The 12,408-nt window shown below is 65.7% G+C and carries 9 protein-coding genes; 8 read left to right on the plus strand and 1 reads right to left on the minus strand.

Annotation, left to right across the window (positions count from 1 at the left end; genetic code table 11):
• Positions 1-90 precede the first annotated feature (90 nt).
• A complete protein-coding gene (locus LZD57_RS07485) occupies positions 91-525 on the minus strand; it encodes a DUF4112 domain-containing protein (protein WP_233718975.1) in 435 nt (144 codons plus the stop codon).
• 277 nt (positions 526-802) lie between these two features.
• On the opposite strand from LZD57_RS07485, the gene LZD57_RS07490 reads away from it, so the two are divergent.
• The 8 genes from LZD57_RS07490 (at position 803) to LZD57_RS07525 (ending at position 12,369) form a co-directional block, all read left to right on the plus strand.
• Positions 803-2,176: a cation:proton antiporter gene (locus LZD57_RS07490; protein ID WP_233718977.1), complete on the plus strand. Its 1,374-nt coding sequence runs from the start codon at positions 803-805 to the stop codon at positions 2,174-2,176.
• Positions 2,177-2,384: 208 nt separating this feature from the next.
• A complete protein-coding gene (locus tag LZD57_RS07495) occupies positions 2,385-3,608 on the plus strand; it encodes a hypothetical protein (RefSeq protein ID WP_233718979.1) in 1,224 nt (407 codons plus the stop codon).
• Positions 3,605-5,017, plus strand: coding sequence for a cytochrome P450 (locus tag LZD57_RS07500; RefSeq protein ID WP_233718980.1), 1,413 nt, complete (start codon positions 3,605-3,607; stop codon positions 5,015-5,017). Before LZD57_RS07495 ends, LZD57_RS07500 begins: the two co-directional genes overlap by 4 nt.
• A gap of 161 nt (positions 5,018-5,178) precedes the next feature.
• Positions 5,179-6,960 carry a B12-binding domain-containing radical SAM protein gene (locus LZD57_RS07505; protein ID WP_233718982.1) on the plus strand — a complete coding sequence of 594 codons (1,782 nt, stop codon included), beginning with the start codon at positions 5,179-5,181 and terminating at the stop codon, positions 6,958-6,960.
• Between the two features lie 308 nt (positions 6,961-7,268).
• Entirely contained in the window at positions 7,269-8,609 is a 1,341-nt protein-coding gene (locus LZD57_RS07510) for a dicarboxylate/amino acid:cation symporter (protein ID WP_233718984.1), read from the plus strand.
• 266 nt (positions 8,610-8,875) lie between these two features.
• Positions 8,876-9,529: a protein-L-isoaspartate O-methyltransferase family protein gene (locus LZD57_RS07515; protein ID WP_233719046.1), complete on the plus strand. Its 654-nt coding sequence runs from the start codon at positions 8,876-8,878 to the stop codon at positions 9,527-9,529.
• 184 nt (positions 9,530-9,713) lie between these two features.
• A complete protein-coding gene (locus tag LZD57_RS07520; protein ID WP_233718985.1) occupies positions 9,714-11,147 on the plus strand; it encodes a TolC family outer membrane protein in 1,434 nt (477 codons plus the stop codon).
• A gap of 349 nt (positions 11,148-11,496) precedes the next feature.
• Complete coding sequence (locus LZD57_RS07525; protein WP_233718987.1) at positions 11,497-12,369, plus strand: PopZ family protein; 873 nt, start codon at positions 11,497-11,499, stop codon at positions 12,367-12,369.
• Positions 12,370-12,408 lie beyond the last annotated feature (39 nt).

Here is a 12,408-nt window from a genome sequence, read left to right on the forward strand (position 1 = left end):
CCTATGATGGGCAGCGCCGCAACCGGGTGGTGCCGTCGGGGAGACGTCGGTCCCTGACGGCCGTTCGTCGCTCCGCCGACGGGAGGAAGATCAGCGTTTCGGCGTGATGTCCTTCATCGGGCGCACATCGCCGCGCTCGTCGATCAGGCCGTCCTCGCCGAAGTGATCGAGGATGATCGCGAGGTTCTTGCGGTTGGCCTTGAAGAACAGGTCGAAGGCGTCGCCGACCAGCGGCACGGCGCCGAGACCGAAGTCGAGGCCGACATTGGCCAGCATCTTCGCCAGCTTGTGGGGCGGCATGCCGAGGCGGCGCGCCTCGTTGACGATCCACAGCGAGACGGCGGCCGTGGCCGCGTCGCCCACCCCGGGAACCAGCCCGACGATCGAATCGCCGCCGAAGCTGATGCCGGTGCCGGGGATGCGGATGGCCGTATCCATGAGCCGGGCGACCTTCGCCACCCGGCGCAGGCGGCGAACGTGGTCCGCCCGGTCGAAAACGTCCGCCTCGGCGTAAGTCGCGCTCATCTTTCGTCAATCTCCCGAAGTGTGCCGCAACGACTGCGGCTGATCCACCCGAACCTGATATGGTGAAGCGCGATCCGGGGAAAAAGATCCCGCACGACTTCGAAAAAGCCTCCGAGTTTCCTTGCCATGATGCATTCCGGACGCGGATGGGCTGCCAGCGAGACTTCGGACGCCGGTTTCGATGCCGGAAAAATTTCGAGCGCCGCGCCTTTCGCCAAATCACGACCAATGTTCTGGCCCCTGATGGACAGCCACCCGCGTCCAACTGGAGACCCGCTTGGAAGAAACGGCTGCCGCCCATCACGTCGACCTCACCGTCATCGCCTTCGTCATCCTCGTCGCCGTCCTGGCCGGCCTCGGGCTGATGCGGCTGAAGCAGCCGCCGCTGGTCGGTTTCATCCTCGCCGGCGTGCTGCTCGGGCCGGACGCCCTCGGCTTCGTCTCGACCTCCGACGAGAACGTCACGGTGCTGGCGGAGATGGGCGTCCTGATGCTGCTGTTCTTCATCGGCATGGAACTCTCGCTGAAGGCTTTCGTCGCGACGCTGCGGCCGGCCCTCCTGATCGCCGGCGGCCAGCTTGCAGCGGCCATGGCGATCACCTTCACCTTGAAGGCGATCTCCGACGCGACATTCGCCGAAGCGCTGATCCTCGGCTTCATCATCGCCTTGTCCTCCACCGTCGTCGCCATGAAGATGCTGGAGGACATCGGCGAGCTGCGCGGCGAACCCGGCCGGATCGCCGTCGGCGTCCTCATCGCCCAGGACATCGCGGTGGTGCCGATGCTCCTGATCTCGACGTCGCTCGGCGGCAGCGAGGAGATCGCCTGGACGGGCCTGATCGTGAAGATCGCCGTCGCCGTCGCCGTTCTCGCCGGCCTCCTGTGGTGGCTCGGGCGGAGGCCCAAGCTGAAGCCGCGCTTCGCCGCCGCCGTGGAGGGCAATGTCGAGATCCTCGCCCTCGGCTCCCTCGCGTTCTGTTTCGCCGCCGCCTCGATGTCCGGCTGGATCGGTCTGTCACCGGCCTACGGCGCCTTCATCGCCGGTCTCGTCGTCGGCGCCTCGACACTGCGCTCGCCGGTGATCCACGTGGTCGAGCCGATCCAGTCGATCCTGCTCGTGGTCTTCTTCCTGTCGATCGGCCTTCTGATCGATCTCGACTACATCGTCGCCAACTGGCAGCTCGTCGCCATCGCCGCGGTGTTCGTCATCCTCGCCAAGACCATCCTCAACGTCGTTCTGATCCGGCTCGCCGGCCTGCCGCACAAGACCGCGGTGGAGGCCGGGCTGTCGATGGCGCAGATCGGCGAATTCTCCTTCGTCCTCGCCGCGGCTGCCTACGCCTCGCAGGCGATCGGCAGCGACGTCTATCGTCTCGCTTTGGCGGTGACGGCGATCACGCTTCTCGTCTCGCCGGCCTGGATGGTGATGACCCGCCAGATCGAGGGTGAGGCGCGTTTCGGCTATCGCGAATTCCGCGAGGCTTTGGCCGAAATCTACGAGGGGCAGGTGGAGAACGTCGAGGATTTCGGCTTCTGGCTGAAGGTGCGGGGTAGGGCGCTCCGCCGCGCCTACCGGCGCCGGCGCGCCACGCGGGTCGCGGACACCCGGGGTGCCGAAGGGCTTGCAGACGGCAAGGTTCCGGGCGAATGACGTCTGGGCGCCGCACCGCCGCCGGCCCATGCACCTGCGGCCGGTCCCGGCCTTGATTATCGGCTCTCCTCGTTCATAGTCCGGCGGCGATCCGACGGGGAACGGATCGCGGGGTCCGGGGCGGATTCCTCCTGCGCGTGCGTGCAGAGGGGGGCATCGCCGGGCCGGGCCCTCCGCAGTCCGGCTTTCGAGGGGAGTATCGCCTGACATGACCGAGACGTCGGAGACGGCGCGAGGCGTTGAAGCGCAAGGCGCCAACTTCCGCAGGCACGTCTTCTACATCCATGGTTTCGATCCGCGCGGCGCGCCGGTCTATCACGGCCACTTTCGCGCCGGGCTGAAGGCGGCGTCGGCACGGTGGTCGCGCGACATCGCGGTGGTCGAGAGCGAGGCGGAGGCGCTGGCCGCCGGGGCCTGGACCGTGACCTCGCGCGGCGCAAAAGCCGGCACCCGCGTCGAGACCCGCTACGAGATGCTCGCCTGGACGGACATCGTCGGGCGATACTGGTTTCCCCGAAAGCAGCTGCGACTGGCAGCCGAATCCTTCCGCTTCGCCTGGACGACGTGGCGTCGCGGCATCCTGAGGCGGTTCTACCGGCCGGCCTGGGCGCTGTTCGTGGCGATCCTGATGACGCCGGCCCTGCTGGTCCTCTGGGGCCTCGTCACTGTCGTGGCGATCGCTGCGGGCGCGGCGCTCGCCATGGCTCTCGGCACGGCCTTCGGCGCCCCGCCATGGGCCGCGATCGCTGCGGCGCTCGCCGTCGCGCTCCTCGTCCTCGCGGGGCTGTCGATGGGGTGGAATCGTCTGAAGGCGTGGCTGAACGTCTGGTGGGTGACCCGCTTTCTCGGCTATCTTCGCGGCTGCGCCGACGGGCGCTTCGATCGGTCGGAAGAAAGGGCGGACGCGTTTGCCGAGCGCATGTTCGAGGTCTGGAGGGCGGGAAAGGTGGACGAGATCCTCGTCGTCGGCCACAGCCTCGGCGCGATATTCCTGGTACGGGCCGGCGCGCGCCTGTTGCGGCTTCTGCCCGAAGGCGAGGGCGGGCCGACCATCGTGCTCCTGACCCTCGGCCATACGGTGCCGCTCTATACGCTCCTCGGCGGCGACGCGGAGTTTCGCCGCGACCTCGCCGTGATCGCCACCACCGACCGGCTGCGCCTCCTCGACGTGACCTCCGGTTCCGATCCCGGATCGAGCTGCCGCATTCCGCTCGTCGAGGGGATCGATCTCGGCGAGAGGCCGTCGCGGGTGATCTCCCGCGAGCCGGATTTCCACGACATCCTGGAACCCGAGACCTTCCGCCGTATCCGCATGCGGCCGCTCGAATTCCATTTCCAGTATCTGAAACCTTCCGAGCGCGGCCACGGCTTCGACTATTTCGAACTCGTCACCCGGCCGCGCCCGATCGAAACGAGTGTCGCAGTCCCATGAGCGAAGAGTTTCGCCCCGTCCTGCCCCAGGCCCAGGACGCCCATCCGGCCAAGCCGCTCGAACGCATCAGGGGCCACCTTCGCTCGAGCCTCGGCCTGTTTCTGAAGGGCAGCTACGGCTTCATCGGCGTCAGCCGCCATCCGATCCCGAAGATCCCGCTGATGAAGCGGCGCACCCTCTACAACGTCCGCGATCCGGAGGTGATCCGCGACATCCTGATCAAGCGGTTCCGCGAGTTTCCCAAGGGCAAGCTCATGGAACGGATGATGAAGAAGCTCTCCGGCTATTCGATCTTCGTCTCCAACGGCAAGGAATGGGAGCGCCACCGGCGCATCGTCGACCAGGCCTTCAACCACGCCGGCATCAAGAACGTCTTCCCGCTGATGCGCGACGCCTCGGACGCCAGCATCGCCCGCCTCGATGCGCAGGCGGGGACGGGGCAGGACGTGGCGATCGACGCCGAGATGACGCATTTCGCCGGCGACGTGATCTTCCGCACGATCTTCTCCGAGCCGATGTCGGCGGAGGACGCGAGGCGCATCTTCGCGGCCTTCGACGAGTTCCAGGCGATCGCCTTCGCGCAGGGCATGATCGGCCTCGTCGGCGTGCCGATCCACTGGCTATGGTCGAACCGCCGGGCGCGGAAGATGGCCAAGGAGATCCGCGACGTCCTCAACGGCCCGTTGCAGCGCCGGCTGAAGGCGGTGCGCGAGGGGCGGGCGGTGCCGACGAACGACATCCTCTCGGTGCTGATGACCGCGGAGGATCCGGTCACGAGGACGAAGTTCGAGGGCGAGGAACTGCTCGATCAGATCGCCATGCTGTTCCTCGCCGGCCATGAAACCTCCGCGGCGGGCCTTGCCTGGGCGCTCTATTGCCTCGCCCACCGCAAGGACGTGCAGACGGAGCTTCACACCGAAGCCACCACGGTCCTGGGCGATCGGCAGCCAGTATTCTCCGACATGAAGCGGCTGGAAAAGACCCGCGACATCTTCCGGGAAGTGCTGCGCCTCTACCCGCCGATCGCCTATCTGTCGCGCGATACGCAAAAACCCGAAAAGCTGCTGGAGCACGACGTGCCGACCGGCTCGCCGGTGGTCGTGCCGATCTGGCTGATGCACCGGCATACGCAGTACTGGCACAATCCGAACGATTTCCAGCCGGAGCGCTTCGCCCGGCCGGAGACGCGCGAGGCCCAGCGCTTGGCCTACATGCCGTTCTCGATGGGCGCCCGGGTCTGCGTCGGTGCCGCCTTCGCCATGCAGGAGGCGACGCTGGTGCTCGCCGAGATCATGCGGCGATTCGAATTGCGGCCGGTTCCCGGCCACGAGCCGCAGCCGGTTTCGCGGCTGACGGTGCGTTCGGAGAACGGCATCCGGCTTTTCGTCGACAGGGTCGACCGGATATAGCTGCGAAGCCCGAGCGTCCGTAAGTCGAACTTCGAATTCTGACGCGCAGAACTCGGAGGAAAATCCCCGTCTCTTGCGGAATCTCCCAAATTCCAACATGATCTTCGCACAAGCGAAAGGTCATCGACCGGGGTTTGGCTTGCAGCCGTTAGGGAGAACAGATGGCCGAGGCGGAGACGTTCCATCTCTTTTTCGTAAAGCCGACGCATTACGACGACGAGGGCTATCCGCTGCAGTGGCGGCGCTCCACCATCCCGGCCAATTCGCTCGCCTGTCTCAACGGCATCGCCCAGGACTGCATCCGCAGGAAAGTCCTCGGCGACGTGAATGTTGTAATCCACACGATCGACGAGACGAATACACGGATCAGACCGAAGAAGATCATCGAGATGATCGCCGCCGACGGCGGCAAGGGCATGCTCGCCCTCGTCGGCGTCCAGTCCAACCAGTTTCCCCGCGCCGTCGATCTCGCGCGGCCGTTCCTTGACGCCGGCATCCCGGTCTGTCTCGGCGGCTTCCACGTCGCCGGTTCCCTCGCCATGCTCGACGGCATCCCGCCGGAGATCGAGCAGGCGAGCCGCATGGGCATCTCGATGTTCGTCGGCGAGGCCGAGGGCGGGCGGCTGGATCAGGTGCTGCGCGACGCTCATGCCGGCAAGCTCGAGCCCTACTACCGCCACGACGCCGACCTGCCGAACCTCGAAGGCTCGGAAATTCCCTTCCTCGATCGGGCGCAGGTGGAAAAGACCTTCGGCCTCTATTCGAGCTTCGACATCGGTCGCGGCTGCCCGTTCCAGTGCTCCTTCTGCACGATCATCAACGTCCAGGGCCGCGTCAGCCGCTTCCGCTCGGCCGACGATCTGGAAAAGATCGTCCGGGCCAACTGGGCGATCGGCGTCGACCTGTTCTTCGTCACCGACGACAATCTCGCCCGCAACCGCAACTGGGAAGCCTTCTTCGACCGGCTGATCCACCTTCAGGAGAAGGACGGGATCAAGATCCGCATGCAGATCCAGGTGGATACGCGCTGCCACAAGATCCCGGGCTTCATCGACAAGGCGGTGCGCGCCGGCGTCGACCAGGTCTTCGTGGGGATGGAAAACATCAATCCCGACAACCTCATCGCGGTGAAGAAGAACCAGAACAAGATCATCGAATATCGCGAGATGTTTCTGGAATGGAAGAAACGCTCGGTGATGATCACCGTCGGCTACATCATCGGCTTTCCGAACGACACGCGCGAATCGATCCTGCACGACGTCGACGTCATCAAGCGCGAACTGCCGATCGATCTCATCTACTTCACCAACCTGACGCCGCTGCCCGGCAGCGAGGACCATCAGAGGCTCTTCAGGAAGGGCGTCTGGATGGATCCCGACCTCAACAAATACGACCTCAACCACCGCGTCACCCACCACGAGAAGATGTCGGATGCGGAATGGGACCGGGTCTATTCGGAGGTCTGGGGCCGGTTCTATTCCTGGGATCACATCGCGACGATCATGAAGCGCATGCGGGCGATGGGCTCGACCCGCAAGATGATGCTGCTCTTCCGCATCCTCGGCTACCGCAACTACTACATGGTCTATGGCTGCCACCCGCTGGAGGGCGGCTACATGCGGATCAAGTCGCGGCGCGACCGCCGGCACGGCATGAAACCCGAGAACCCGCTGACCTTCTATGCCCGCTATGCCTTCACCGAGGCGCGGGCGGTCGTCCTGATGTTCCGGGACTATCTGCGGATGAAGCGGATGGCCGACAAGATCTGGTCCGATCCCGCCGCAACGGAGTATCGCGATCTCGCCATCACCCCGCCGGACGCCGACGAACTCAATCTGGCGCTCTATTCCGAGACCCGCGGGACCTCGGCGGAAATCGCCCGCATGCGCCGGCACGAAACGCTGATCCGCGATGCCAGAGCGAAAAAGGTCGAAGCCGCCTGAGCAGGGCGGCGAGGTCGTCGCGGCAATCCGGGTCGAGGGCCGTGGCCGTTCCGCCAAGGCGGCATCGACCGGACCATTGCAGCTTTCGGCAATTTCACCCGAACTCCAAATCGAGTTGACGTGAAAACAAAAGCCTAGCACGATAGCTCAAATGAAACGCATGCCTTTCGTTTGTGCAGCGGGGCAGGTGGTCCCGTTCGTCCATCTTTGGGCGGATGGGACTTTCTTTCGAGATTTCGGCGTTCCGCTGCGATTGTCCGAGCGACCGTGAAACATCGGTCGCCTCATCGCGGAAAGGACGCCCCCGCATGTCTCTCACCATGAAGATCTTGATCGGAATGCTCGCCGGCGTCGTTGTCGGCGCTGCGATCAACACGCTCGACAATGCGTTCATCAACGACGTCGTGGTCGGCGGCTTCTTCGCCATGATCGGCACGATGTTCGTCAACGCGTTGAAGATGCTGGTCGTGCCGCTCGTCTTCTTCTCGCTGGTCTGCGGCGTCGCAGGCATCGGCGACATCCGCGTCCTCGGCCGCGTCGGCACCAAGTCGTTCGGGCTCTACATCTTCACCACCGCGGTCGCGATCGCCACGGCGATTCTTCTGGCGCTGTTGATCGGCCCGGGGCAGGGCTTCGACATGCAGGGCGTCGACGCCAGCGGCATCACCGCCAAGGAGGCGCCGTCGGTGTGGGAGGTGTTCGCCAACATCGTCCCGACCAATCCGATCCAGGCGTTCGCGTCCGGCGAGATGCTGCAGATCATCTTCTATACGATCATTCTCGGCGTCGCGGTCGTGATGCTCGGGGACCAGTCGGCCGCCTTCGTCCGGGCCTGCGAATACATGAACGAAGTGATGATGAAGATCGTCTCGATCGTCATGGCCTTCGCGCCCTACGGCGTCTTCTGCCTGATCGCCAAGACCTTCGCCGAACAGGGGATCGACCTCTTCGTCCCAGTGCTGGCCTATGTCGGAACCCTCGTCGGCGCCCTGTTCCTGCATCTCTTCGTGACGCTGATGCTCCTCCTGAAGCTGACGACGGGTCTCAGCCCGCTGACCTTCATGAAGAAGATGCGTTCGGCGCAGATCTTCGCCTTCTCGACCGCAAGCTCCAACGCGACGATCCCCGTCACGCTGCAATGCATCACCGAGCGCATCGGCGTGAAGAACTCCGTCGCCTCCTTCACCATCCCCTTCGGTGCGACCATCAACATGGACGGCACGGCGATCATGCAGGGCGTCGCCACCGTCTTCCTGGCCAATGTCTACGGGATCGAGCTCGGCGTCGCAGGCTATCTGACGGTCATCGCCATGGCGGTGCTGGCGTCGATCGGCACGGCGGGCGTTCCGGGCGTCGGTCTCGTCATGCTGACGATGGTGCTCAACCAGGTCGGCCTGCCGATCGAGGGCATCGCTCTCATTCTCGGCGTCGACCGGCTGATGGACATGATCCGCACCGCAGTGAACATCACCGGCGACGCGGTGGTCTCGACGATCGTCGCCAAGCTGGAGGGCGAGTTCGATCCGGCCGTGTTCGCCGATCCGAATGCCGGTATCGAGACCGGGCACGATCTCGACATCGACCCTGCGGCGGAAGAGCGTCTCGCCGGCGCGGCCCGGCCGCATGCCCGTCCGCAACCGGCCGAGTGAGAAAAGCGCGGCGCCGGGGCCCGAAGCCGGCCCCGGCTGGGCCGTCCCCGCATCGGGGCGCCCACCGCTCGGGTCGTCGTACCCTTCGCTCGAGAGGATAGTTCACGGCGGTCGGGGCCGATCGAGACCGGATGCCGCGGCTGCAACGCTCGTTTTCGGAACGGTGACTGCCGCCGCCTTCCAAGCTTGCGCCCATTCGGCCACGCGACTAAGGAACGTTGGCGCCCCGAAGGCGCCAGCGGATGGACGAGAGCAGGATGTCGGCGATGGATTTCGAAGCGGCCCGCATTAGGATGGTCGACAATCAGATCAGGACGACGGACGTCACCAGCCACGCGATCCTGCGGGCCTTTCTCGAAGTGCCGCGCGAGGAATTCCTGCCGGCCTCGCGCCGACCGCTCGCCTATGTCGATGACGACGTGCCGCTCGGCGACGGGCGCTACGTGATGGAGCCCTCGCCGCTGGCCAAGCTCTTGCAGCTTGCCGCCATCGACAAGGACGACGTGGTTCTCGATGTCGGATGCAACACCGGCTATTCCTCCGCGATCATCTCCCATCTCGCCGGCTCCGTCGTCGCGCTGGAAGAGGATGCGGCGCTCGCTGCCGCGGCGACGGACAATCTCGCCCGGCTCGACTACGTCACCTGCGCCGTCGTCGAGAACGACCTTCTCGACGGCTGCCGCGCCGAAGCACCCTACGACGTCATCCTCTTCCAGGGCTCCGTCGAGACCCTGCCGTCCACCTTCTTCGACCAGATGAAGGCCGGCGGGCGGATGGTCGTCGTTCGCGGCTCGGGCAACTCCGCCGAGGCGCTGCTCTACGTCAAGGACCACGAAGGAGTCGTCTCGGAGCGCTTCGCCTTCAACTGCTCGATCAAGCCTTTGCCGAGCTTCCGCCGGAAGGCCGAGTTCGTTTTCTGAACATTTGAGACGGTGCGTTGCAGATTTGCCCCGGTCGGCGGAAAACCGGCGCTGTTGCGTCAAAGTGAGACGAGTTCATTCACGGGTTGGGCTATTAGCTTGGCTTCGCGGTTCTGCGCCCACTCATCGCTCTGACGATGTCGCGGCCCGGACCGGATCGCGTTCCAGCCCGGAGTACAGATTGGTGCTGAAGAAGTTTACCCTCCTCGCGCTCCTGTCGGCGTCCGTGACGCTCGCAGCTTTGCCGCAAGCTAGCGCCGAAACCTTGTCGGGAGCTCTCGCCAAGGCCTATTCGAACAATCAGGACCTGAATGCGGCCCGCGCCCAGCTGCGGGCGACGGACGAGACCGTTCCCCAGGCGAAGGCCGGATTGCGGCCGCGCGTGTCCGGCGTCGGCACGCTCGGTGCCACGACCAGCAAGACGACCTTCGGCGACAATCTGCCCCGCCAGCGCAACACGACCTATTCCTGGAGCACCGGCATCCAGATCAACCAGACGATCTTCGACGGCTTCCAGACGCCCAACAACATCCGGTCGGCCAAGGCCCAGGTGAAGGCCTCCCAGTACAACCTGTCCAATACGACGCAGAACACCCTGCTCAGCGCCGTCACCGACTACATGAACGTCATTCGGGATCGGAAGATCGCCGATCTGAGGCGCCAGAACCTCAACTTCCTCAGCGAGCAGGTGCGGGCCGCGCGGGCGCGGTTCGACGTCGGCGAGGGGACGCGGACCGACGTCGCCCAGGCCGAATCGCAGCAGGCCCTGGCGACCGCGCTTCTCAACAGCGCGCTGTCCGCGGTGGCCCAGAGCGAGGCCTCCTATTTCCAGGACATCGGCGACGCCCCGCAAAACCTCGCGCCGGCGAATGCGCCCTCGCGTCTGCTGCCGCGCTCGGTGGCCGCCGCCTACACCCTGTCCCAGCGCCAGCACCCGGCGATTCTCGCGACTCTCTCGTCCGTCGACGCGGCGGCCTATCAGGTGAAGTCGGCCGAAGGAGCGTTTCTCCCGCAGGTCACGCTCTCCGGCGACGTCACCAACAGCTACGCGGCAAGCGATACCGATCCGAACACCAGCTCGGGGAGCGGCCTGCCGGGCGTCGACATCGATGTGCGGACTTCGAACGACATTTCGGCGACGGTCGGCGCCCAGATCACCATCCCGATCTATCAGGGCGGCGCGGCGAGTTCCCTCGTCCGGCAGTACAAGGAAACGCTCGGGCAGCGGCGCATCGAGGTCGACGGAACCCGCGACCAGGTCCGGGCCGCGGTGGCCTCCTCCTGGGCGCAGCTCGAGGCGGCCAAGGCCAACATCACCGGTTACGAAGCGCAGGTCCGCGCCGCCCGCCTGGCGCTCGAGGGCGTGATCGAAGAGCGCAACGTCGGCCAGCGCACGACCCTCGACGTTCTGGATTCCCAGGCCGACCTCATCTCGGCGCAGATCCTGCTCGTCGGCTCGCAACGCGACGAGGTGGTCGCGGCCTATACCCTTTTGTCCTCGGTCGGCCTGCTGTCGCTCGACACGCTGAAGCTCGCGGCGACGAAATACGAGCCGAACGACCATTACATCGAGGTCGAGGACAAGTGGTTCGGCCTGCGCACGCCTGACGGCCGCTGAGGGCAGCCGGCCTCGGCCGGCCCGTCGTCGTCGCATCGAGGGCTCGGCCCGCTCGTGGCGACGACGAGACGCGGCGGTGATGCATCCCGTGTCCCATTTTCCTCCGCGCGAATATGGCAGACCTGCGCGCCCGGCGATGACGGCAAAAGGGGCGATCGCTTCGGAAAGCCTCCCGCGTTCTCTCGGCGGGCCTGCCGAGTCGCCGCCGAAGAGCTGAAAAATCTGAAAATCTGGTGAAAGCGCCGGTGTCGGCGATTTGCGGGATTCACGCCAGGGATCGAAGCACATAGGCTTCGCGCATGATTCGGGCGATACCAACGGATCGTCGCCAAACCTGCGGGAGCCTTTCATGAGCAACGCGCTGCCGGCCCGAGACCAGTCGATGGACGAGATCCTCGCCTCGATCCGCCGGATCATCGAAACCGGAGACGAGCGCCTGGGGCGCAATTCCGCCGCCGTCGGAAACGCCGTGCGTGCCGTCGCGGCGGCGCCGGTGGAATCGGGTTTCGAGGACGAGGCCGACGCCCGGCCGCAGCGCGACGCCAAGGCCGACGACATCGCCCAGGCGCGGCGGCGGGCCGAGCAGCTCGCGACCGTCGGCGAACAGCCGGTCCATGACGATGCGTCCGCCTCCAGTGCCGTCACCGAGGCCTCGCGGGTTTCCGCCAACGCGCCCCGCGCCATCCGTCGCCAGGCGACCGGAATGGAAGCCGAGATGCCGGAATGGCCCCAGGCGATCGCCGCCAACGATCGCTATGTCGAAGTCGCCGCCGAGATGTTCGTCGAGGAATTCGACGAGAAGGGCTTTGCCGACGAGCTTCTGCGCGGCGCGGTCGTCGGTGAGGAATTCCCCGACGAGAGCGTCGAAGCCGCCGCCCCGATCGACGCAGAGGATCTCGATGCCGAAGCGCCGCCGGCACAACTCCTGGCGAACCTCGACGAGGAGCCCGAGCTGCAAGCGCCCAAAGCCGCCGCGCCGCTCGATCGGGAGATCGAGGCCGCTCACGCCCTGATTTCCCGCGAATCCGGCGAGCGCGTCGCCGCCTCCTTCTCCGAACTCGCCGCGGCGATCCGCGACGAGCATCTGCGCGATGCCGATCAGGTCGTGCGCGAGGTGGTTCGGCCGATGCTGCAGGAATGGCTGGACGAGAACCTGCCGCGGCTGGTCGAAAGCCTCGTGCGCGAAGAGATCGAACGGATCGCCCGCGGCAACGTGCGCTGACGCCCGACGGGATCGAAATCGTCCGGATGGCGGGGCGGC

Source organism: Jiella avicenniae, from assembly GCF_021390325.1.
GTDB classification, from domain to species: Bacteria; Pseudomonadota; Alphaproteobacteria; order Rhizobiales; family Rhizobiaceae; genus Jiella; species Jiella avicenniae.

What these genes read in the sequence shown, in the direction of transcription:
- LZD57_RS07515 (WP_233719046.1), top strand. Translation starts at nt 8,876, where the DNA reads ATGGATTTCGAAGCGGCCCGCATTAGGATGGTCGACAATCAGATCAGG.
- LZD57_RS07510 (WP_233718984.1), top strand. Translation starts at nt 7,269, where the DNA reads ATGTCTCTCACCATGAAGATCTTGATCGGAATGCTCGCCGGCGTCGTT.
- LZD57_RS07525 (WP_233718987.1), top strand. Translation starts at nt 11,497, where the DNA reads ATGAGCAACGCGCTGCCGGCCCGAGACCAGTCGATGGACGAGATCCTC.
- LZD57_RS07495 (WP_233718979.1), top strand. Translation starts at nt 2,385, where the DNA reads ATGACCGAGACGTCGGAGACGGCGCGAGGCGTTGAAGCGCAAGGCGCC.
- LZD57_RS07485 (WP_233718975.1), bottom strand. Translation starts at nt 525, where the DNA reads ATGAGCGCGACTTACGCCGAGGCGGACGTTTTCGACCGGGCGGACCAC.
- LZD57_RS07500 (WP_233718980.1), top strand. Translation starts at nt 3,605, where the DNA reads ATGAGCGAAGAGTTTCGCCCCGTCCTGCCCCAGGCCCAGGACGCCCAT.
- LZD57_RS07505 (WP_233718982.1), top strand. Translation starts at nt 5,179, where the DNA reads ATGGCCGAGGCGGAGACGTTCCATCTCTTTTTCGTAAAGCCGACGCAT.